Consider the following 24,068-nt stretch of genomic DNA (forward strand, 5'->3'; position numbering starts at 1 on the left):
TCATGAAATTAATTTTATTGCCAATTTTATTTTTTCTCGGAATAGTAAATTCTTATTCTCAAGAGCGATTAGAAATAAAAAAATTAGGATTTTCTATGGATGTTCCAAAAAATTGGATTTCTCTAAATAATAACGAAATTTTAAAAAATCTTGATAATTTTGATTTTACTGATGAGCAACTAGAGGAGCTTTTAAAATCTAATAATTCGTCTTTTAATATTTCTACCTATACAAAGTATGATCCAAAAAAGTACAATGGAATTATCCCAACAATAAAAATCAGAACTATTTTAGATCAAACGAAAGACAGTAAAGAATTTCTGAAATTTGTTCAAGATTCTAATGAAAGTGCAAAAAAAACTTACACTAATTTTAGATTTATTGATAATCCAACTATTGTTCAAATTTCTAACAAAGATGTTGTAAAATTTTCTGTTCAATTCTTGCTCAAAAATCAAGGCAAGGATTACGAAATTAAGAGCAACAGTTATTACATTTTAAGAAAAGGATATTATATTTCTTTAAATTTTATTGAAGAAGTTGGAAAAGAAAATAACAATTCTTTCTTTGAGAAATTAATACAAAGTATAGAATTAACAAACTAATTATTTTGAGCCAACACCAAGTTCATATCTACACAGATGGCGCTGCCAAAGGAAATCCCGGAAACGGCGGTTATGGCGTTGTCATGGAACTAGTTGGAACGCCACACAAAAAAGAATTTTACGAAGGTTTTAGACATACAACCAACAACAGAATGGAACTTTTGGCAGTAATCGTTGGTTTAGAAAAGCTAAAAAATCCAAACATGAAGGTTTTAGTAATTTCCGATTCTAAATATGTTGTAGATTCTGTGGAAAAAAAATGGGTTTTAGGTTGGGAAAAGAAAGGTTTCGCAGGACGAAAAAATTCCGATTTATGGAAGCGCTTCCTTAAAATTTACCGAAAACATCAAGTAGATTTCAAATGGATAAAAGGCCATAACAATCATCCACAAAACGAACGATGCGACGAATTAGCCGTTTATGCATCGGGTTTGCCCAATTTATCGATTGATGCTTTTTATGAAAATGAAGAGGAGAAGTTGTTGTAAGATTTATATTTGATAAACTTGAAACACACAATTATTTATAATTTGAAAGGACAGCATTTCTTTTTGAATCAATTTATATAATTCTTGTTCAATAAATTCGTTAGATAAATTAAGAATTTTGTATTTTGGATGAGTTTCAACGAATGTAGTGATTTTCCAAAGTGAAAAATCTATTTCATTTCCTTTTGAAAAGATGCTATCATATTCGCAAATAACATCATCTTTTTCAATTCTACAACCTGCACCATGAAATTGATATCTATAATTATCAATGATTCCTTTTTTGTCAAATAATGTTCCTGCAAAATATCGAGGATTTTCTTTAATACTATATTTATGTTTTAAAATTGCTTCAAATTCTTTTATAAAACTGACATATGTATTTACAATTTCTTCCATTATAGATTCTAACATAGTACAAATCTAGCCAAATTTTATCAAAACTTTATAACTTACCACTAGTTTTCAAGGTTGCAACTCTGCAAGTAAAAGATTATCTTTGCACCTTCTAATTTGAAACATAGATAATGAACAAACTTTTAATAGTAGGAACGGTCGCTTTTGACGCTATCGAAACTCCTTTTGGAAAAACAGATAAAATCCTTGGTGGCGCTGCAACTTATATCGGACTTTCAGCTTCGCATTTTAATGTAAAATCAGGAATTGTTTCGGTTGTTGGTGAAGATTTTCCTCAAGAGTATCTTGATTTATTAACTGCAAAAAACATCGATATTTCTGGAATCGAAATCGTAAAAGGTGGAAAAACCTTCTTTTGGAGCGGTAAATACCACAACGATTTAAATTCTCGTGATACTTTAGCTACAGAATTAAATGTTCTTGCCGATTTTAATCCGGTTGTTCCTCAAGATTTTAAAAATGCCGATGTGGTAATGTTAGGAAACTTGCATCCACTAGTTCAAAGTTCCGTTCTTAATCAAATGACAACCACGCCAAAATTAGTAGTTCTTGATACTATGAACTTTTGGATGGATTGTGCTTTACCAGAATTACTAGATATTATTAAACGTATCGATGTAATAACAATCAACGATGAAGAAGCACGTCAATTATCTGGCGAATATTCATTAGTAAAAGCGGCTGCGAAAATCCATACAATGGGTCCAAAATATGTAGTAATTAAAAAAGGAGAACACGGAGCATTATTGTTCCACAACGAAAAAGTATTTTTTGCTCCAGCGCTTCCTCTAGAAGAAGTATTTGATCCAACTGGCGCAGGTGATACTTTTGCTGGTGGTTTCTCAGGTTACATCGCGCAAAGCGAAAACATTTCGTTTGACAATATGAAAAACGGAATCATTCACGGCTCCAACTTAGCGTCATTCTGCGTTGAGAAATTTGGAACCGAACGAATGGAAACATTACAAAAAGAAGAGGTGCAAGAAAGATTGAAACAATTCAAAGCTTTAACACAATTTGACATAGAATTATCATAAATTTATGCCTCGAAATTTTCGGGGCATTTTTATTTGAAATACACAAATAACATAAATAGTTTACTACTAAATATTTGTGAAACTGATTGAAGAAATAACACGAGGTTTTTACAATTCGTGTCTAAACAAAAACAACACAACTAAAATACAATTACAATGAGCGACGCAATCAAACACGAATGTGGAATTGCACTTTTAAGATTAAAAAAACCGTTAGAATTCTACAAAGAAAAATACGGTTCTGCTTTCTACGGAATACAAAAAATGTATCTGTTGATGGAAAAGCAACACAACCGCGGTCAAGATGGCGCTGGATTTGCATCAATTAAATTAGATGTAGAGCAAGGTGAACGTTACATAAGCCGAGTTCGATCTAACGATGCGCAGGCAATTCAAGATGTTTTCAAGCAAATTAATGAGCGAATTAACGAAGAGTTGACTTCTCATCCTGAATATGTTGATGATGTAGCTGCACAAAAAGCTAATATTCCTTACATCGGAGAATTATTTTTAGGTCACGTTCGTTACGGTACTTTTGGAAAAAACAGCATTGAAAGTGTTCATCCGTTTTTACGTCAGAACAACTGGATGCACCGAAATCTTATTGTTGCAGGAAACTTCAACATGACCAACGTTAAAGAACTTTTTAATAGTTTGGTAGAACTTGGACAACATCCGAAAGAAATGGCTGACACGGTTACCGTAATGGAAAAAATCGGACATTTTCTAGATGATGAGGTTACTGATTTATACCAAGAATGTAAAAACAACGGATTGTCTAAAAGAGAAGCTTCGCCAGTTATTGCCGAAAAATTAGACATTCAGAAAATACTAAAACGTGCATCTAAAGGTTGGGATGGCGGATATGCGATGGCCGGACTTTTTGGTCATGGTGACGCATTTGTATTTCGTGATCCAGCCGGAATTCGTCCAGCGTATTTCTACGAAGATGATGAAATTGTTGTTGTTGCATCAGAACGACCAGTTATCCAAACGGTTTTCAACGTTGCTTATGATAAAGTGCAAGAATTGCAACCAGGAAATGCCTTAATTATCAAGAAAAACGGAAAAGTTACTGAAGAAGAAATAATTGTTCCAACAGTTAAAAAAGCATGTTCGTTCGAAAGAATTTATTTTTCAAGAGGAAGCGATGCCGAAATTTATCAAGAACGTAAAAATCTTGGTAAATTAATTCTTCCAGCGGTTTTAGAATCGATTGAAAATGACACTGATAATACGGTCTTTTCATACATTCCAAATACAGCAGAAACTTCGTTCTACGGAATGGTAGAAGCCGCAAATGATTTTTTAAATCAAAGAAAAAACCAGCACATTCTTGATAACCGTAATACGTTAACAGCAGAAACTTTAAACGAATTGTTAGCGGTAAAAATTAGAACTGAGAAAATTGCAATAAAAGACGCCAAACTAAGAACGTTCATCACCGACGACAAAAATCGTGACGAATTGGTAGCGCACGTTTACGACGTTACTTACGGAGTAATCAAGCCAACCGACAATTTAGTAATTATTGATGATAGTATTGTTCGTGGTACAACGCTAAAAATGAGTATCATCAAAATGATGGATCGATTGAATCCTAAACGTATTGTTGTTGTGTCATCGGCTCCGCAAATTCGTTATCCAGATTGCTACGGAATTGATATGGCAAAGCTAGAAGGCTTAGTAGCTTTTCAAGCTGCAATTGAACTTTTAAAAGAGCGAAATCAGTATCATATTGTCGAAGACGTTTATAATAAATGTAAAGCGCAAGAGAACTTAAAAGACTCTGATGTAGTTAATTACGTTACAGAAATATATTCGCCATTTAGCGATATGGAAATATCAAATAAAATAGCCGAATTGCTTACAACACCAAGCGTAAAAGCAGAGGTAAAGATCATTTTCCAAACAGTTGAGAATCTACACATCGCTTGTCCAAAGAATTTAGGCGATTGGTACTTCACTGGAGACTACCCAACACCTGGCGGAAACCGTGTAGTTAATCGCGCTTTTATAAATTTTTTCGAAGGAAATGATGCACGTGCTTATTAAAATTTAATGAAACGTGTAGTTTGTCGATTTTTATTGTTATTCGTCAATAATATTTTGAAACACAATACACCACAATATATCTTTGGAAGACCATAGCATTAGTAGGTTAAGTTTATGGTAGATTTGGGGCAAAAAGGGTGAAGTTTACTTCACCTTTTTTATTTTCTATAAGTGTCTCACATCCTAAAAAGGTAAATTCTACTCTCATTTGCCTATCATTCCAATATATTTCACGGTTTAAGCTTTATCAAACTACAAATACTACTTAATTTTGTGGAACCATAGAATTTAGTAAGTTAAGTTTATGGTAGATTTGGGGCAAAAAGACGTCTGCCTTGGTAGACGTCTTTTTAATATAAATGCAAGAAACCCGTTCGCTTTACAAAGTGAACGGGTTTTTAGTATTCTAAATGTTTTAGATTATTTCTCTAATGCATATCTTCTAGCAACTTCGGTCCAGTTGATAACGCTAAAAAATGCCTCAATATAATCTGGACGACGGTTTTGATAATTTAAATAATACGCATGTTCCCAAACGTCCATTCCTAAAATTGGAGTTCCGCCACAACCAACACCAGGCATCAAAGTATTGTCCTGGTTTGGAGTTCCGCAAATGTCAAGTTCTCCGTTTTCTTTCACACAAAGCCAAGCCCAACCACTACCAAATTGAGTTGCTCCAGCTTTAGCAAAACGTGCTTTAAATTCCTCAAACGATTTAAAATCTCTCTCAATCGCCTCAAGTAATTCACCAGTTGGCAAACCGCCACCATCAGGAGACATCACTGTCCAAAACAAATTATGATTGTAAAAACCACCACCATTATTTCTAACAGCAGCATTTTTCATATCAAGATTTATTAACAGATTTTCAATCGATAAACCTTCCAACTCAGTTCCAGCAACAGCCGCATTCAAGTTAGTTGTATAAGCATTGTGATGTTTAGAATGATGAATTTCCATTGTTCTAGCATCAATATGTGGTTCTAACGCGTCGTAAGCGTAAGGTAATTGTGGTAATTCAAAAGCCATAATATATTTTTTTAAAAGATTATATAATAAGTGAATTCAAAGTTATAAATTTAACTTCAAAAAAAGTTACACAATTACGTTATAATTTTATTAAATCAATTTTTAAGAAGCTATTTCCAGCTATCCATTGCAAGTTTGTTTGTAAAATTATTTTTTTCTAAGCTGTAAAAAGAGCTTCCTTTGGTCGCTTTTTTACAACAAGAAAAAATATAATTTTCCTTCACAAAGCTTTCCATTACTATCTGGGCTAGACAATTCGGTAAACTATGACATTCAGTATTCAACCCACACATTTGCAAAATCAATTCGTAAAATTAGTTCCGCTACAAGAAACCGATTTTGAAGAACTCTATTCAGTAGCCAACGATGAATTACTATGGGAACAACATCCTAATAAATTGCGCTATCAAAAACCAGTTTTTCAAAATTTCTTTGATGGCGCAATGCAATCACAAGGTGCTTTTTTCATCCGAGAAAGTTCCACCAACGAACCCATTGGCAGCAGCCGATTTTATGATTACAATCCCGAAACTAATTCTATATTAATAGGTTACACTTTTATAGGAAGAAAATTCTGGGGAAAAGGCTACAACAAAGCATTGAAAGAATTAATGATGAACTACGCTTTTCAATATGTCGACACCATTTATTTTCACATCGGAGCCAACAACATTCGATCCCAAAAAGCGCTAGAAAAAATTGGAGGCGAAAAAATAGACGAATTTGAAGTAGAATATTTCGTTGAAGAAAGTAAATTGAATTATATTTATCAGATTAAAAAAGATAGGATTTAAACAATGAAAAAACTAAACAATGCTTTTTCAATTTTAATGATGATAATCGTTTTAATCTTGGGAGTTGTAGTCTATAAGGATTTCGAAAAAGAAAATAAGTTCGAAAAACAAAATTTGGGTACTAATTTAGAACTTTTTAAAGATTATTGGGGAAATCCAGATAAAAAATTTGTTGAGAAATCTGAGTTAATTTTAATTTATAATTCAAGTATTATTAATGGTGATAAATATGTTTTTAAATTTAACAACCAATCAAAAATTCTTGAATCAAAATTTTATGACGATTAGTAGGTATTCTAAAATCAAAAATCGTTAATCAGCAATCAAAAATCAAATGACTAAACCAGCTTTCTCAATATACGATGCATCCGCAGGGTCGGGAAAAACCTACACTTTGGTAAAAGAATACCTCAAAATCATTCTTTTGTCTAAGAAACAGGACGCCTATCGCAATATTCTCGCGATTACTTTTACCAATAAAGCGGTGCACGAAATGAAAAGTCGTGTGGTTGATAGTTTGTCGGAATTCGCTAAAGAAAATCCTTCGGAAAAGGTGCTGAATTTAATGCAAGTTATTCATTCAGAAACCGGAATTTCGTTATTTGACATCAAACAGAAAGCCAAAAACATCATCAAACACCTAATTCACAATTACGCAGCTTTTGATATTTCTACCATCGATAAATTCACTCACAAAGTCATTCGGGCCTTTGCACATGATTTGAATTTACCCATAACGTTCGATGTTTCTCTCGATACCGAAAACCTTTTAACAGAAGCCGTTGATGCTATTATTGCTCAAGCTGGCGAAGACGAAACTTTGACCAATCTTCTAGTGAATTTCACGATGGAAAAAACCGACGATGATAAATCGTGGGACGTTTCGCGCGAAATTATGGAAACCGGTAAACTAATTTTGAACGAAAATAATCGAGAAGAAATAAGTCATTTTAATAATAAATCAATTTCTGAATTTGTTGAAATCAAAAATAAGTTAGTAGAATTTTGTAAAGAAATTGAAGCCGAAACCATCGCTCAAGCTACAGAAGCATTACTTTTGATAGAAAATAAAGGGATTGATTTAAAATCGTTTTCAAGAGGAACTTTTCCAAATCATTTGAATAAAATTAAAGAAGGTCAGTTCAATCCAAATAACAAAATGTTTTATGAGTTTGAGGATATTCAAATAAATAGTAAAGCGTCAGATAAATCAATTATCGAAAGCGTTATTCCTGAATTGTTGGCAATTTTAAAATCGATTTACACCAAATTTGAAAAGAAAAATTTCTACGAAGCGTTCTTAAAAAACATTACGCCACTTTCCTTGATGAATACCTTGAGCAATAAATTGCAAGAGATTCAAAAAGAGCAAAATATACTTTCCATTGCCGAATTCAACAAATTGATTAACGAGCAAATTCAAAACCAACCTGCGCCGTTTATTTATGAGCGTTTGGGTGAGAAATACAAACACTTTTTCATTGATGAATTTCAAGATACGTCTGAAATGCAATGGCAGAATTTAATTCCGCTAATTGACAACGCACTTTCTAGCGAAGATTTGGATGGAACTCGAGGTTCACTCATGATTGTTGGTGATCCGAAACAATCGATTTATCGTTGGCGTGGCGGAAAAGCCGAACAATTTATCGAATTAAGTAAAGATAAAAATCCGTTTGTAAATCCAAGTAAAGAACTTTTTCCACTCGGAATTAACTGGCGAAGCTATGATCAAGTGATTGATTTTAACAATAAGTTTTTCAAATTTTTAGCATCCAAATTTTCCAATGAAGATTACAAAGATTTGTATGAGAACCATTCCCATCAAGAATTTAATGATAAAAAAGGTGGTTATGTAAATGTGAGTTTTATTCCAAAAATCGATAAAGAAGAAGTTTCCGATGAAGATAGTTTGGACAAAAACGATTTGTATTTAGAAGCAACCTTAAATACCATTTTGAAAGTAAAAGCCAATGGATTCAATTATAAAGACATCGTAATTTTAACTCGAAATAAAAAACCAGGAACAGCTATTGCAAATCATTTAATTGAAAACGGAATTCCTATAGTTTCTTCTGAAAGTTTATTACTTGGTGCGTCTTCCGAAGTGCAAACCTGTATTTATATATTGCGATATTTAAAAAATTCAAATGATTTAGAATCGAAAGCTAATTTCTTGTATTATTTGGCAAATAATCATCAATTGGCATTGCCAATCAACGATTTTATTTCCAAAGGAATGGAATTGAAAAACGAATTGGAATTTCAAAATTGGTTGACCGAAATTGATGTGGATTTTTCGTTTCAAAACATTCGAAAAAAAGCACTTTACGAAGCAACAGAAATCATAATTTCAAAAGTTATTCCGATTGAAAAACGAAATGCCTACGTGCAATATTTCTTGGATTTGATTTTGGAACACGATTTAAAAAAGCAATCGGGAATTTCTGATTTTCTTAGTTATTGGGAAAACAATTCAGAAAAATTAAGCATTCCATCACCTGAAGGAAATGATGCCGTTCGAATTATGACGATTCATAAATCGAAAGGTTTGGAATTTCCAGTAGTGATTTTTCCATTTGCAGAACAAAATTATTCGCAAAATTTAGGTGATAAAATTTGGATTACAGCCGATGAAGAACAAATTGGTTTGCCAAAAGCACTAGTTTCTAAAAACAAAGACGTCGAGAATTTTGGCGAAGAAGCATCAAAAGTTTACAATCAGAAAAAAGAAGAAGATTTATTAGACAATATAAATGTTCTTTATGTTGCATTAACACGTGCTGAAGAACAATTGTATGTAATTTCAGGATTGGTTTCTGAAAACAGCAAAGGAGAATTGCCTAATAATATGGCAACGTTCTTTATCGAATTTTTAGGAAACGAATTCAAAGAAGAACAGTTAGAATATGAATTTGGCTCGAATGAAAAAATCTCGACAACAAAAGAAGCAGTTTCAAATGCCTTGACAATTCCGCAACTTTCGGAAACATTAAATCCGAAAAATATCAAAATTGCCCAACGCGAAAGCATCATGTGGAATACCAAACAACAAAAAGCCATTGAATTTGGAAACATCATTCACGAAATTTTGGCATTCGTAAAAACTAAAAACGACATCGATTTGGCAATTACAAAAGCCATCGAAAACGGATTGATAATTTCAAGTCAGAAAGAGGAAGTTTTAGCAACGATTTATGAGATTGTAAATCACAAAGAATTATCCGATTATTTTTCAGAGGAACATAAAGTGATGAATGAGCAAACAATCATCCAAAAGCAAGGAAACATCGTAAAACCCGATAGAATGTCAATTTCGAAAGACAAAAGAGTGTATCTTTTGGATTATAAAACTGGACTACATTTGCCAAAACATAAAACCCAACTCGAAAATTATCAAAAATCTATCGAAGATATGGGTTACAAAGTCGAGAAAAAATCGCTCATATATATAGGAGAAACAATTGAAGTGTTACATTTGTAGCCACAAACAATAAACGACAAACAATAAACTAAAAATATGTACGGAAAAATTCAACAACACCTGCAAAACGAACTAAATACTATTGAGCAAAATGGTATTTTCAAAAAAGAACGCATCATTACTTCTCCACAAGGAGCAGAAATTACAGTTAATGGCGAAACGGTTTTAAACTTTTGTGCCAACAACTATTTAGGATTATCATCACATCCAGAAGTGGTTCAAGCAGCAAAAGATGCTTTAGATTCTCACGGCTTCGGAATGTCGTCTGTGCGTTTCATTTGTGGAACTCAAGATATTCACAAAACACTAGAAAAAAAGATTGCTGAATTTTATGGAACGGAAGACACAATCTTATACGCAGCAGCTTTTGATGCGAATGGTGGTGTTTTCGAACCATTATTAGGAGAAGAAGATTGTATTATTTCAGATTCTTTGAATCACGCTTCTATTATTGATGGCGTTCGTTTGTGTAAAGCAGCACGTTACCGTTATGAAAATTCCAATATGGAAGATTTAGAAAGTCAATTGAAAAAAGCAGTTGAAGCTGGACATCGTTTCAAACTTATTGTAACTGATGGAGTTTTCTCAATGGACGGATTAGTTGCGCCATTGGATAAAATTTGTGATTTAGCCGATAAATATGATGCTTTAGTAATGGTTGACGAATGTCACGCTGCAGGTTTCATCGGAGCAACAGGAAAAGGAACGCTTGAGGCAAAAGGCGTAATGGGAAGAGTTGACATTATTACAGGAACTTTAGGAAAAGCGCTTGGTGGTGCAATGGGCGGATATACAACTGCAAAAAAAGAAGTAATTGAAATTTTGCGTCAGCGTTCTCGTCCGTATTTGTTTTCAAATTCATTAGCGCCAGCAATTGTTGGAGCTTCTATTAAAGTATTCGAACTTTTAGAAAAAGACACCACTTTAAGAGATAAACTAGAATGGAATACCAATTATTTCAAAGATGGTTTGAGAAAAGCAGGTATTGACTTCATCGATGGAGATTCTGCAATTGTACCAGTAATGCTTTATGACGCTAAGTTATCTCAAGTGATGGCAGAGGAACTCCTTAAAAAAGGAATTTATGTTATAGGATTCTTTTACCCAGTAGTTCCTAAAGATAAAGCGCGTATTAGAGTTCAATTGTCTGCTGCGCACACTAAAGAACATCTTGACAAAGCAATAAATGCCTTTACAGAAGTGAGTAAATCACTAAAAATCATCGAATAAAGTAGAATTTTTACTACAACGTTTTGATAATTCAATTATTGGTATTACTTTTGTCTTAATTATATCTATAATCTAACAAAAATTAAGTATGAAACATCTAAACAAATTATTTGCTTTATTGATGCTTTTAGGATTAAGTTCTCAAGCTCAAGACAGCAACAACAAGTGGGCTATTGGGTTTGGAGCAAACGCTGTAGACGGAGGTAGAGTCAGTGCTGCTGACAAATTCGAGAATCAATTTTCTCAATTCTTTGATGCAAAAAAATATTGGAACATTCTTCCATCTGTATCGTACTTAAATGTATCTAGATACGTTGGAAACAACTTCACATTTGGAGTTACAGGATCTGTTAACAAAATCTCTAGATTTGTTCCTGAAAGAGTTCCATTTCAAGACTACGTAGTAGTAAATCCGGGTGATTTAAACTATTATGCAGTTGATGGTACTGTTAAGTATAGCTTCCAAAGCTTAATTAAATCTAAAGTAATTGATCCTTCTGCACACGTAGGTGGAGGTTATACTTGGTTAGGTGATGACGCTAAAGGTGGTACTGTAAACGGAGGTTTAGGTTTAACTTTATGGTTAACTGAACAAATTGGTCTTTCTTGGACTTCTTCTTACAAATATTCATTTGATTCAAGAGAAGATGCTACTGCAGTTCCAACTCACATGCAACACTTCTTAGGTTTAACTTTCAAATTTGGTGCTAAAGATACTGATAAAGATGGTATCTATGATAAAGATGATGCTTGTCCAGAAGTACCAGGTTTAAAAGCTTTCAACGGATGTCCTGATACTGACGGAGACGGAATTGAAGATAGTAAAGATGCATGTCCAAACGAAGCTGGTTCAGTTGAAATGAACGGTTGTCCTGATACTGATGGAGACGGAATTGCTGATAAAGATGATGCTTGTCCAGAAGTTGCTGGATTAAAATCTTTAAATGGTTGTCCAGATGCTGACGGTGACGGAATCGCTGATAAAGACGATAAATGCCCTACTGTAAAAGGTCCTAAAGAAAATGGTGGTTGTCCTTGGCCAGATAGAGATGGAGATTCAGTTTTAGATAAAGATGATAAATGTCCAGACGTTAAAGGTACTGTAGCTAATCAAGGTTGTCCTGAAGTTTCTGATGAAGCTATCAAAAGATTAAATGATTATGCTAAAACTATCTTGTTTGATACAAATAAAGATACTTTCAAACAACAATCTTACGCAGTATTACAATCTATCGCAGCTATCTTAAAAGAATATCCTTATTCTAAATTTAGCATCGAAGGTCATACAGATAGCGATGGTGGAGATGACTTTAACCAAAGATTATCTGATGCTAGAGCGAATGCAGTTAAAAAATACTTAGAAGAACAAGGTATTGACCAATTTAGATTATCTGCTCTTGGTTATGGTGAAACTAAACCAATTGATACTAATAAAACTAAAGCTGGTAAAGCTAACAACAGAAGAGTTGAAGTGAAATTAGTAAAATAATTTCTTCCAAAATATTTTCAAGAAACGCCTCGATTTATCGGGGCGTTTTTTTATATTTATAAAATGAATAATAACTCATTTTTAAATAAACTTGCTAAAGTAATTATTGCCGACTATTCTGATAATTTTTCAGATTTAGTAGTTATTCTGCCCAACAGAAGAGCTAAAGTTTTTTTAATTGATGAGCTAAAAAAAGAAACAATTCAAACCATATTTTCTCCTGAAATTATAAGTATTGAAGACTTTGTGCAAGACATTGCAGGAATTCGTTCTATTGATAGCGTCGAATTGTTATTCGAATTTTATAATGTCTATCTTTCAATAACCGAAAAAGACCAAGAATCTTTCGAAACCTTTGCCAATTGGGCAAAAACATTACTTCAAGATTTCAACGAAATTGATCGGTATCTTCTTGAACCTGAAAAGATTTTAAAATATCTAGAAAACATAAAAGAAGTTGAACATTGGGCGGTTGATATTGACAAACGAACTGACTTAATTGATAAATATTTAATTTTCTGGAAAAAACTTCCTCTTTATTATCATTCACTTTACAATTATTTATTGAATAAAGGAATTGGTTACCAGGGTTTAATCTATAGAGAAGCAGTTGATAATCTCAACCATTTTTCGGAAACAATTAAAAATAAAAAATTTCTTTTCACCGGATTCAATGCTTTGAACCATGCCGAAGAGAAAATCATCCAACATCTTCTAGCCATTGATAAAGCCAAAATTTATTGGGATATCGATGAAACCTTTTTGAACGATCCATTTCACGATACAGGACTTTTTCAACGTAGATTTAAATCAACTTGGCCTTATTATAAAACCAATCCGTATGAATGGATTACAAACGATTTTAAGCAAGAAAAGAACATTCAAGTTATTGGTACGCCAAAAGCTATTGGTCAAGCCAAAATTGTGGGCGAAATAATTGAAAAGCAAAGTATTCAAAACGAAGGAAAACTTCAAAATGTTGCGGTAGTTCTGGGTGAAGAATCACTTTTAGTTCCTATTTTATATTCGCTTCCGTCCAATGTTGATGCTTTAAATATTACGATGGGTTATTCGAGTAAAAATAATCCTGCGCAATTGCTAATTGCTAAACTTTTTAAAGCACACACCAATGCTATCTCAAGAAATGCGTCGAGTTATGTGTTTTATTACAAAGATGTTTTGGATATTTTAACGCATCCATTGATTGAGCCGTATATCAATGCTAAAGAGTTGGTAAATCGAATCAATCAGAACAATTATACCTTCATAGTTCACAAGCGAATCCTAGAATTACAAGAAAATCAGAATGAATTATTTCAATTGATTTTTCAAAAATGGGATAGTTCGTCAGTAGCTATTTTGGAAAATTTGAGTCAGATTTTGCTCAAAATTAAATCCAATTTGAGTTCAGACAATGAAGAAGAAAAGATTACAAATGCTTTTGTTTATTCGATTTTCAAAGTCATAAACAAAATGATTTCTTACTTTTCGTCTAATTCAAATATAGATTCTGTAGAAACTTTATATGCCATTTACAAGCAAGTAATTGATGTTGCCGAAGTGTCATTTGAAGGAGAACCTTTGAACGGATTGCAAATTATGGGAGTTCTTGAAAGTCGAGTACTCGATTTTGAAACGGTAATTATCACATCGGTAAACGAAGGCAAATTTCCTGCTGGGAAAAGTATGAATTCGTTCATCCCTTATGATGTTAAAAAGGAATACGGTTTGCCAACTTTCAAAGAAAAAGATGCGATTTATACCTACCATTTCTATCATTTATTGCAACGCGCTAAAAACGTTTATTTGTTGTATAATTCCGATAGTGAAGGTTTGGATGCAGGAGAACGAAGTCGATTCATCACACAATTGGAAGTCGAAAAACAACCCAATCACAACTTGACATTTCAAACCTACAATGCCAATGTTCCTGAAATTGCGCATCAACCACTAGTAATTCCAAAATCGGAAAAAGTGCTATTGCGATTGAAAGAAATTGCCGAAAAAGGATTTTCTCCTTCAGCATTGACAACTTATATTCGAAATCCGATTCAGTTTTATTTCCAAAGAATATTACGTATTTCTGAAACCGATGAGGTAGAAGAAAATATTGCTGTAAATACACTCGGAACCATCATTCACGGAACTTTAGAAGAATTGTATAAACCTTTTATCGGTAAGATTTTAATTGAAAATGATATTAAAATTTGCATCAAGAATATCGATGATGAAGTGTTGAAACAATTCAAATTGGTGTACAAAGAAGGCGAAATCAAAAAAGGAAGAAATCTTCTAGCTTTTGAAGTAGCCAAACGAAATGTGTTGAATTTTCTAAAATTAGAATTGGAAGCCATTCAAAACGGTGATGAAATTCAGATTATTGCTTTAGAAAAACCTTTGGGAAGAATTCTGGAACATCCAAGTTTACCATTTCCAGTAAAAATTGCAGGAAACGTTGATAGAATCGAAAACCGAAATGGAAGAATCCGAATCATCGATTATAAAACCGGAAATGTTACCAAACCAAGTGTCACTTTGAAATCTTGGAATGGCTTAACAGAAGACATTAAAAATGATAAAATCATACAAATTCTTGCTTATGCATTCATGTATGAAGAAGACGCCAAAGGTCTAGAAATCGAAGCCGGAATTATTTCTTTCAAAAACTTAAAAAATGGATTTTTACCTTTTGGATTTAAAGAAGGTAAGGAAACATTTGAAGTAATTTCACCCGAAATAATGGAAAGTTATATTGAAGAAATTGTGGTTTTATTAAATGAGATTTTGAGTGTTGATGTGGCTTTTGAGGAGAAGATTTAAATCTTTACCACAAAATTCACAAAGTTTTTTTACAAAGAACACAAAGCTTCGTGACCTTAGTGCATTCTTCGTGTCTTCGTGGTTAAACTCTCTTTAAAAACTCACCCAAAACCACCGACAATTCTTCCTTATTTTCAATATGACTCATGTGTCCATCAGGAAAAGTGTGAAGTTTTACGTTTGTTCCTTCAATTTGGTCAACGTTTTCATCGTAATTCAAAACCGGATCTTCTTTTCCTAAAATCAATAACATTGGATAATTGGCAAAATGCAAAATCACTTCTCTATCTTTTCTAATTTTCATGCCTTCTTGACAAGCAACAATACCTTGAAGTGGCGTTTTTAAAGCTTCCAACTTCACATATTCAATTTCATCCAAAAGAATTTCACGGTTTTTCTCACTGAATAAATTGGCAACACTCATTCGGATGCAAGCCACATAATTCTTTTTTACAGCAATAATCGCTCGGTCACGATTGGCTTTTCGTTCGTCGCTATCAGCTCTTGAAGTAGAGTTTAAAAGCACCAAACCTTTCATAGCATCTGGATACAATTCGGCGAAAGCCAATGCAATATAACCGCCCATAGAGTGACCAACCAAAACCGCTTTTCTAATTTTTAATTCGTGTAATACGTGATGCACCATATCGGCTTGATCTTCCATAGAATGCACGTAACCCACACATTCGGTTTGTCCGTGACCTAGTAAATCGATAGCAATAACGCGGTGTTTTTTAGAAAACTCAGGCACAAAAGCATTCCACATTTCTTTATTTTCATAAAAACCATGCAATAAAACTACAGCCGTACCTTTTCCTTGGTCGGTGTAAGTGATTTTGGTGTTTTTGTAGATGGTGGTTTTCATGGGTGCAAAACTATGACTTTAATTTTTTTCAAACACAAAAGTCACAAAAGAAAAATAAAATTCACTCAAGAAAAACTTTTATGCCTTTTGTGTTAAAAAACATTTTATTTTTACAATGTCAATTCTAAAAACAAAATCCTATGTTCACAGTTCAACAAATAAAAGACGCGCATTCTAAAACCAAAACTGGTGCCGATTTCCCTCAATATATTCAAGATATTATTGCACTTGGAGTAACTTCGTTTGAAACCTTTGTATTTGATAATCATACCGTTTATTATGGTTCGAATGATTTTCAAACGTCATCAGTTGGTTTTTTAGAAACATTGACTATTGCCGATCAAAGCAACATCGAGCAATTCAAATTGGATTTAAAAGCACACCAACAAGGAAAAACCGATTACATGACTTTCCTAAACGACTGCGCAAAATCTGGAGTAGAAAAATGGATTGTTGTGATGGATAAAATGACTTGCAGTTATTACGACAAAGCAGGAAATGAAATGGTTGTGGAAGTAATTCCTTCGGTTTAGTTTTTAAACAAAAAAAACGGCTCACCTAAGTAAACCGTCTTTTCTCTTTCTTCTTGTATCTATTTTCTAAAATTAAGAATTCATTATCGATTCAATTTCCTCAACTTCAATAGGAATATTGCGCATCAAGTTGAATGCTTCACCTTTTTCTTGAATCACCATATCGTCTTCAATACGGATTCCGAAACCTTCTGCCGGAATATAAATTCCTGGTTCAACGGTGAATACCATATTCGCTTGCATTGGTTCGTGTAATAATCCATAATCGTGCGTGTCTAATCCCATGTGGTGAGACGTTCCGTGCATGAAATATTTTTTATACGCTGGCCAATCTGGGTTTTCATTTTGAACATCAGCTTTTTCAATTAATCCTAGGCCTAAAAGTTCTGAAGTCATGATTTTACCAACTTCTACATGATATTGTTTCCATAAAGTTCCTGGAACTAACATTTTTGTAGCTTCATTTTTCACACGTAAAACCGCGTTATAAACTTCTTTTTGTCTATCAGAAAAACGTCCCGAAACAGGAACCATTCTAGTCATATCACTTGAATAATTTGCGTATTCTGCGCCAACGTCAAGCAAAATCAAATCGCCAGCATTACATTGTTGGTTGTTTTCAATGTAATGCAACACATTAGCATTATTTCCCGAAGCAATAATTGGTGTATAAGCAAAACCTTTGGAACGATTTCTTAGAAATTCATGCGCAAATTCGGCTTCAATTTCATATTCCATTACGTTTGGTTTCACGAAATTCAAAATTCTTCTAAAACCTTTTTCAGTGATATTACATGCTTCTTGGATTAAATCCAACTCTTCGCTTTCTTTAATAGAACGAATTCGTTGCAAAATAGGATTCGATTTTTCGACTTTATGCGCTGGATAATTTTCTTTCCACCATTTGATAAAACGCGCTTCACGAGTTTCGGTTTCAATCACCGCACGATAATGTTCGTTAGTGTTGATGTAAATGGTTTCTGCATACGTCATAACTTCTTTCAATGTTTTATGAAAATCTTGCAACCAAATAACGGTTTTAATTCCGGCCACTTCAAACGCTCTTTCTTTGGTAAGTTTTTCGCCTTCCCAAATTGCAATGTGTTCGTTAGTTTCTTTTAAGAATAAAATCTCTTTCAAATGCTCATAAGGTGCATCCGGAAAAAGCAACAAAATACTTTCTTCTTGATCAACGCCCGATAAATAAAAAATATCACGATGTTGTGCAAAAGGCAAAGTAGAATCCGCAGAAACTGGGTAAATATCGTTAGAATTGAAAACGGCAACACTATTAGGTTTCATTTGTGCCGTGAATTTTGCTCTGTTTTTAATAAACAAATCACGGTCTATTTGATGGTATTTCATATGTAAGTTTTTATTGTTTTTTAATGGTCATATGCAATCGCCTAATGGCTCATGTCATTTTATTTAGTAATTAGTGAATAGTAATTAGTGAATAGCTTTATTCTATACAAAATTAAGGAATAATTGAGTTTAAGTTGTAGCCAAATGGCGTTATTTTAATCAACCGCTAATTAGCAAATTAAAAGAGCAAAAATTCTCGAATTTGCGGTAAGCATTAATTTATGTTTTTACGAATACGACTCATATGTCGCGACGAAATTCCGAGGAAAGAGGATAAATAATGCAACGGAACTTCTTGAAGTAATTTGGGTTCAGTGGTTAATAGTTTTTTGTAACGTTCCTCAGGTTTTAATGTTAGTAAATCAATTCGATAATCATCGATTAAACAAATTTGTTTTTCAATCACATTGTAATAAAATTGATGAAATGCTTTGTTGTTTTCAATTAAATCTTTGAAAGTTTTCAAATCTACAATCCACAATTTGCAATCGGCAATAGCTTTAATGCTTTTTCTGGAAGGTTTTCCAAATAAAAAACTGCTTAAGGAAGATGTAACGGAGTTTCTCAATGCTAAATAGGTCGTTTTTTCTTCGTCCAATACTTCTATAGAATGCTGTAAAATGCCACTTTCTACAAAACAGAAATATTGGCAAACTTCATTTTCTTTGACAAAGAATTCGTTTTTCTTTAAATGTAAAACTTGGAAAGTTGCTCTTGCTTTTGTAATCAATTCTTCCATAGATTGCTCATTCACATCAATAAATTGACACAAATAATTTAGAAAAGCATCATTAGATTTTGGAACTGACATCTGTAAAAGTTTCAACAAAAATATCCAAATAGTTTTCAACTCAGATTAAAATCTATATTTTTATAAAAATTTTCACAATGAAAACTACATTTCTTTCAATACTTTTTCTTTTTACCATTTGCTTTCAAGCACAAGACAAAAAATCCTACCAGCTATTTGATAAAAACGGAAAAAAAGTAACTTACGATAAATTATTAAAGTCAGCATTAAAAACCCAAATTGTACTTTTTGGAGAATACCACAACAATTCGGTTTCCCATTGGTTGCAACTTGAGTTAACTAAAGACATTGCAGCAAAAACGCCAATTGTTCTCGGTGCCGAAATGCTCGAAGCCGACAATCAAAAGCAATTAAATCAATACCTAAAAGGCGAAATCGATCAAAAAAAGTTGGATTCAACAGCAAGATTATGGCCAAATTATAAAACCGATTACAAACCTTTAGTAGATTTTGCAAAAGAAAATAAATTCAATTTCATCGCAACAAATATTCCAAGAAGATATGCTTCAATGGTTTCTAAAAAAGGTTTCGAAGCCCTAGAAACACTAACATCCGAAGAAAAATCATGGATTGCGCCACAACCAATTCCGTACGATGCCAATCTTCCGGGTTATGTAGAAATGATGAAAATGATGGGCGAACACACCAGCGTAAATATGCCCAAAGCACAAGCGAGTAAAGACGCAACAATGGCGTATTTCATCAATCAAAATCTTAAAAAAGACACCATTTTCATCCATTATAACGGCACCTATCACTCCGATAATTTTGACGGAATCAATTGGTACTTAAAGCAGTACAATCGCAATATCCAAATAATTACTATTTCAACTGTGGAGCAAAAAGATATTTCTAAATTAGAAAAGGAAAATTACAATAAAGCCAACTACATTCTCGTTATAGATGAAGATGTAACAAAAACGTATTAAAATCGTCTAAATTATTTGAAACGAATGGCTTGCGCATTTTTTGTAATCCATTTTCCCGCTTTCCGTTGCAATGTTTATTGTTTTGAAAGAACAAAACAATAAACATTTTCACTGCAATCGGGGTTAAAAACCTAAACCATAGCATGAAAAAACTACTAGTTACGACATTTTTATTAGCATTGATAATTCCGTTTTTTTCGTGTTCTACTGACGATAACGAAGAACCAATGCTTATCGTAAAATTCAAATTCGATAAAGATCAAGCTAGATTAAATAATTTAGGTCAACCTTCAACAGTAGCTTCAGGAAATGCCGCGCAATCGCCAACTTTCAATTCCATTTCAGCACATTATCTAGAATTGGCACCAAACGCAACAACACAATTAGGTAACGGAGCAATTTTATATCACGCGCCAGAAACTTCAGTTGGAGGAAGCAATGCCATCGATTTTAGTCAGTCTAAAATTGTAGGTCAAGATGAAGTTTTTCTAAAAATTCCACTTAGTCAATTGCAATCAGGAAATTACGAATGGTTACGAGTTTCATTGTCTTATCAAAATTACAGCATCAAAATTAGAAACCAAGGAGTTGACTATGAAGGAACTTTAGCAAGTTTTGTTGGTTTCAATAATTACATTGGTTCACATTCCATAGGAAATAATATTTTCCCAATAAACGGAAATCGCTCACAAGGTTATTGGGCATTTGCATTAAATAATCAACCCTATTCTTCATCAGGTCAAGCACCAGCTGGAGCAACAACAGTTCCAAATCCTATTGCATCAACTTCTCCAATTCCTGCAGGTTCTTGTGTAGTAACAGGAAAATTTCCAACTAATTTAGTGATTACAGGAAACGAAACCAAAGACGTTACCATTACACTTTCGCTATCAATCAACAACAGTTTCGAATGGAGAGAAGTAATTCAGGACGGTAAATTTGAACCTTCTCAAGAAGAAAATGTCGTCGATATGGGATTACGTGGATTAATTCCGACGTTTGTAAAATAATTTTGTTTAACAAAAAATAGCGATATTTATCTTCTTAACACTTTGAAAATCAACAAGTGTTAAACTCACTTTAAATTCATTATAAATTACACCGAAAAGGTTGTAGTTAATATCAAATAGCTGTATTTTTGTGTGATTTTTTAAAATAAATTATACAATCTTATGGCAAAATCTGCACTTTTAAAGTCATCTATCGCAAAGAAATATTGGATGGCTCTTACAGGTTTATTTTTATGCTTGTTTTTGGCAGGACATTTAGCTGGAAATCTTCAGTTAATTTTTAGTGATGCATTGCATTTCAATCAGTATGCATTGTTCATGACGTCAAATCCAGCGGTAAAATTACTTTCTTACCTAACTTACATTTCAATTCTTTTTCACGCGGTTGATGGTTTTTTACTAACTTATCAAAACATCAAAGCAAGACCAATTGGTTATGCTAAAAACAACCCGAGTAAGAACAGTAGTATTTCATCAAGAAATATGGCTGTTTTAGGGACATTAATTTTAGTGTTTATTGTTACGCACATGGTTAATTTTTGGGCAAAAATGCATTTTGACGAAAACATGCCTTTGCAAACAATAACTGTAGAAGCAATGGGGCAAAAACAAGAATTATATCTTACTACAAATGAAGGATATATGCCTGTTGCTCAAGTAGCAAAAAGCTATGAAGATGCTACAAAAACTGGAGCGCAATCGTACATTGCTAACAGAACTGAGTTCTACAATACACAAGCAAAAGTAAAAATTGGTGAAGGTTACAAGGATTTACACAAAATAACAGTTGCCTTTTTTAAAGATGCTAAATTTGGTTTAATTGCCACCATTTTATATGTAATTGCAATGGCAGTTTTAGCTTTTCACTTATTACACGGATTTAGTAGTGCTTTCCAATCTCTTGGTTTAAATAATCCAAATTGGACGCCAAAAATTAAATTCTTTGGAGCTGCTTTCGCGATTATAGTTCCAATTTTATTTGCAATTATTCCGGTTTACATTCACTTTTTCTTAAAATAATCAACATCAGATATACATTATGAAGTTAGATTCAAAAATACCAGAAGGTCATATTTCTAAAAAATGGACCGATTATAAAGATCATTTAAAATTAGTTGCTCCAAACAATAGACCAAAAATTGATATTATTGTAGTTGGAACTGGTTTAGCTGGTGCATCTGCTGCAGCTTCGCTTGGAGAAATGGGTTACAATGTGAAAGCATTTTGTTACCAAGATTCACCAAGAAGAGCGCACTCAATCGCAGCTCAAGGTGGAATAAATGCTGCTAAAAATTATCAAAATGATGGTGATAGTATCTTTAGATTATTCTATGATACTATTAAAGGTGGTGATTACAGAGCTCGTGAAGCTAACGTTCACCGTTTAGCAGAAGTTTCAGGAAATATTATCGACCAATGTGTAGCTCAAGGTGTTCCTTTTGCTCGCGAATATGGTGGATTATTAGATAACCGTTCGTTTGGTGGAACTCAAGTACAACGTACTTTTTATGCCGCTGGACAAACAGGTCAACAATTATTATTAGGTGCTTATTCGGCACTTTCTAGACAAATTGGTTTAGGTCGCGTTAAGCAATTTAACCGTCACGAAATGCTAGATTTAGTAAAAGTAGATGGTAAAGCACGCGGAATTATAGCACGTAATTTAGTTACAGGTGAACTAGAAAGACACTCGGCTCATGCTGTTGTTATTGCAACTGGTGGATATGGAAACGTATATTTCCTATCTACAAATGCAATGGGAAGTAACGTAACTGCTGGTTGGAAAATTCACAAGAAAGGTGCTGCTTTTGCAAATCCTTGTTTTGTGCAAATTCACCCAACTTGTATTCCTGTTCATGGAGTAAATCAATCTAAATTAACTTTGATGTCAGAATCATTGCGTAATTCAGGTCGTATTTGGGTTCCAAAAAAGAAAGAAGATGCAGAAGCTATTCGTGAAGGAAAATTAAAACCAACACAACTTGCTGAAGAAGATAGAGATTATTTCTTAGAAAGAAGATATCCAGCATTTGGTAACTTAGTTCCACGTGATGTGGCTTCAAGAGCTGCCAAAGAAAGATGTGACGCAGGGCATGGTATCGAAGCAAACGATACTAACGAAGGTGTTTATTTAGATTTCTCTACAGAAATTCAAAGTAAAGGTCGTCAAGCTGCTTATGCAAAAGGAAATCATAATCCTTCAGCGGAAGAAGTGACTAAATTAGGAAAACAATGGTTGGAAGAAAAATACGGTAACTTGTTTACAATGTACCAAAAAATTACAGATGAAAATCCGTATGAAACTCCAATGAAAATTTATCCAGCAGTTCACTACACAATGGGTGGTGTTTGGGTTGATTATAACTTACAATCTACAATTCCTGGTTGTTTCGTTGCTGGAGAAGCAAATTTCTCTGATCACGGTGCAAACCGACTTGGAGCTTCGGCTTTAATGCAAGGTTTAGCAGATGGATATTTTGTGCTTCCTTATACGGTTTCAAATTATTTAGCAGACGAAATTAGAACAGGTAAAATATCAACAGAATCTCAAGAATTTATCGATGCCGAAAACAACGTTAAAAATTCAATCGAGAGTTTATTGAAAAATAAAGGTTCTAAATCGGTTGACCATTTTCACAAACGTCTTGGTTTGATTATGTGGAATAAAGTTGGAATGGCGCGTAATGAAGCTGGATTAAAACAAGCTATTGAAGAAATTGCTGCTTTAAAAGAAGAATTCTATAACGATGTTTACGTTCCTGGAACGGCTGACGAATTAAATCCTGAATTAGAAAAAGCACTTCGTGTTGCCGATTTTATAGATTTAGGTCAGTTAATGGCTATGGATGCTTTGCAAAGAAACGAATCTTGTGGTGGACATTTCCGTGAAGAATATCAAGATGCTGAAGGAGAAACACTTCGTGATGACGAAAACTTCTCTTTTGTAAGTGCTTGGGAATATATGGGTTATGACATCAGCAAAGAAATTCTTAATAAAGAAGAATTGAAATACGAGTTTATCAAAATTGCAGCTAGAAATTACAAATAGTAACTAGTGAAAAGTAAAGAGTAAATAGTAATTAAAAGAATTTTTAAAGCTAATCACT

20 protein-coding genes are annotated in these 24,068 nt (G+C 33.3%); 15 read left to right on the forward strand and 5 right to left on the reverse strand.

Going from position 1 to position 24,068, the window contains the following annotated elements; translation table 11 throughout:
- Positions 1–2: 2 nt before the first annotated feature.
- Both LG45_RS12610 and rnhA read left to right on the forward strand, forming a co-directional pair.
- On the forward strand, positions 3–605 hold the full coding sequence (locus LG45_RS12610; protein WP_035127716.1) for a hypothetical protein: 603 nt from the start codon (positions 3–5) through the stop codon (positions 603–605).
- A gap of 5 nt (positions 606–610) precedes the next feature.
- Positions 611–1,093 carry a ribonuclease HI gene (gene rnhA / locus LG45_RS12615; protein ID WP_035127719.1) on the forward strand — a complete coding sequence of 161 codons (483 nt, stop codon included), beginning with the start codon at positions 611–613 and terminating at the stop codon, positions 1,091–1,093.
- 3 nt (positions 1,094–1,096) lie between these two features.
- Here rnhA and LG45_RS12620 read toward each other — a convergent pair whose 3' ends face one another.
- The gene (locus LG45_RS12620) at positions 1,097–1,507 is read right to left on the reverse strand and encodes a DUF6896 domain-containing protein (protein ID WP_131494665.1); all 411 of its coding nucleotides are present in this window, start codon (positions 1,505–1,507) and stop codon (positions 1,097–1,099) included.
- Positions 1,508–1,620: 113 nt separating this feature from the next.
- On the opposite strand from LG45_RS12620, the gene LG45_RS12625 reads away from it, so the two are divergent.
- Complete coding sequence (locus LG45_RS12625; protein WP_035127723.1) at positions 1,621–2,547, forward strand: PfkB family carbohydrate kinase; 927 nt, start codon at positions 1,621–1,623, stop codon at positions 2,545–2,547.
- Between the two features lie 156 nt (positions 2,548–2,703).
- Entirely contained in the window at positions 2,704–4,602 is a 1,899-nt protein-coding gene (locus LG45_RS12630; protein WP_035127724.1) for an amidophosphoribosyltransferase, read from the forward strand.
- A gap of 420 nt (positions 4,603–5,022) precedes the next feature.
- Here LG45_RS12630 and LG45_RS12635 read toward each other — a convergent pair whose 3' ends face one another.
- Positions 5,023–5,631, reverse strand: a complete 609-nt coding sequence (locus tag LG45_RS12635; RefSeq protein ID WP_035127727.1) for a superoxide dismutase — start codon at positions 5,629–5,631, stop codon at positions 5,023–5,025.
- A 266-nt stretch (positions 5,632–5,897) separates the two neighbouring features.
- On the opposite strand from LG45_RS12635, the gene LG45_RS12640 reads away from it, so the two are divergent.
- The 6 genes from LG45_RS12640 (at position 5,898) to LG45_RS12665 (ending at position 15,448) form a co-directional block, all read left to right on the forward strand.
- Complete coding sequence (locus LG45_RS12640; RefSeq protein ID WP_035127729.1) at positions 5,898–6,425, forward strand: GNAT family N-acetyltransferase; 528 nt, start codon at positions 5,898–5,900, stop codon at positions 6,423–6,425.
- A gap of 3 nt (positions 6,426–6,428) precedes the next feature.
- The gene (locus LG45_RS12645; RefSeq protein ID WP_035127731.1) at positions 6,429–6,713 is read left to right on the forward strand and encodes a hypothetical protein; all 285 of its coding nucleotides are present in this window, start codon (positions 6,429–6,431) and stop codon (positions 6,711–6,713) included.
- A gap of 46 nt (positions 6,714–6,759) precedes the next feature.
- Positions 6,760–9,909 carry a UvrD-helicase domain-containing protein gene (locus tag LG45_RS12650; RefSeq protein ID WP_035127734.1) on the forward strand — a complete coding sequence of 1,050 codons (3,150 nt, stop codon included), beginning with the start codon at positions 6,760–6,762 and terminating at the stop codon, positions 9,907–9,909.
- 36 nt (positions 9,910–9,945) lie between these two features.
- Positions 9,946–11,139 (forward strand): glycine C-acetyltransferase, encoded by a 1,194-nt coding sequence (gene kbl / locus LG45_RS12655; RefSeq protein ID WP_035127736.1) that lies wholly within the window; start codon positions 9,946–9,948, stop codon positions 11,137–11,139.
- A gap of 88 nt (positions 11,140–11,227) precedes the next feature.
- Complete coding sequence (locus tag LG45_RS12660; protein ID WP_035127739.1) at positions 11,228–12,628, forward strand: OmpA family protein; 1,401 nt, start codon at positions 11,228–11,230, stop codon at positions 12,626–12,628.
- A 63-nt stretch (positions 12,629–12,691) separates the two neighbouring features.
- Entirely contained in the window at positions 12,692–15,448 is a 2,757-nt protein-coding gene (locus LG45_RS12665) for a PD-(D/E)XK nuclease family protein (RefSeq protein WP_035127741.1), read from the forward strand.
- Positions 15,449–15,530: 82 nt separating this feature from the next.
- On the opposite strand, the gene LG45_RS12670 is transcribed toward LG45_RS12665, so the two are convergent.
- Positions 15,531–16,313 carry an alpha/beta fold hydrolase gene (locus LG45_RS12670; protein WP_035127744.1) on the reverse strand — a complete coding sequence of 261 codons (783 nt, stop codon included), beginning with the start codon at positions 16,311–16,313 and terminating at the stop codon, positions 15,531–15,533.
- 140 nt (positions 16,314–16,453) lie between these two features.
- On the opposite strand from LG45_RS12670, the gene LG45_RS12675 reads away from it, so the two are divergent.
- Entirely contained in the window at positions 16,454–16,846 is a 393-nt protein-coding gene (locus tag LG45_RS12675; RefSeq protein ID WP_035127746.1) for a DUF1398 domain-containing protein, read from the forward strand.
- A gap of 72 nt (positions 16,847–16,918) precedes the next feature.
- On the opposite strand, the gene LG45_RS12680 is transcribed toward LG45_RS12675, so the two are convergent.
- Together LG45_RS12680 and LG45_RS12685 are read right to left on the reverse strand one after the other, a co-directional pair.
- Entirely contained in the window at positions 16,919–18,211 is a 1,293-nt protein-coding gene (locus LG45_RS12680) for an aminopeptidase P family protein (RefSeq protein WP_035127749.1), read from the reverse strand.
- Between the two features lie 214 nt (positions 18,212–18,425).
- A complete protein-coding gene (locus tag LG45_RS12685; protein WP_035127751.1) occupies positions 18,426–19,022 on the reverse strand; it encodes a Crp/Fnr family transcriptional regulator in 597 nt (198 codons plus the stop codon).
- A 77-nt stretch (positions 19,023–19,099) separates the two neighbouring features.
- Here LG45_RS12685 and LG45_RS12690 point away from each other — a divergent pair, with 77 nt between their 5' ends.
- The 4 genes from LG45_RS12690 (at position 19,100) to LG45_RS12705 (ending at position 24,010) form a co-directional block, all read left to right on the forward strand.
- Positions 19,100–19,951, forward strand: coding sequence for a ChaN family lipoprotein (locus tag LG45_RS12690; protein ID WP_035127753.1), 852 nt, complete (start codon positions 19,100–19,102; stop codon positions 19,949–19,951).
- Between the two features lie 143 nt (positions 19,952–20,094).
- Complete coding sequence (locus LG45_RS12695) at positions 20,095–20,961, forward strand: hypothetical protein (protein ID WP_035127756.1); 867 nt, start codon at positions 20,095–20,097, stop codon at positions 20,959–20,961.
- A 162-nt stretch (positions 20,962–21,123) separates the two neighbouring features.
- On the forward strand, positions 21,124–21,981 hold the full coding sequence (locus tag LG45_RS12700) for a succinate dehydrogenase cytochrome b subunit (RefSeq protein WP_035127759.1): 858 nt from the start codon (positions 21,124–21,126) through the stop codon (positions 21,979–21,981).
- 19 nt (positions 21,982–22,000) lie between these two features.
- On the forward strand, positions 22,001–24,010 hold the full coding sequence (locus LG45_RS12705) for a fumarate reductase/succinate dehydrogenase flavoprotein subunit (RefSeq protein WP_035127762.1): 2,010 nt from the start codon (positions 22,001–22,003) through the stop codon (positions 24,008–24,010).
- Positions 24,011–24,068: the final 58 nt, after the last annotated feature.

The organism is Flavobacterium aquatile LMG 4008 = ATCC 11947, from assembly GCF_000757385.1.
In the GTDB taxonomy this organism is placed as follows: domain Bacteria; phylum Bacteroidota; class Bacteroidia; order Flavobacteriales; family Flavobacteriaceae; genus Flavobacterium; species Flavobacterium aquatile.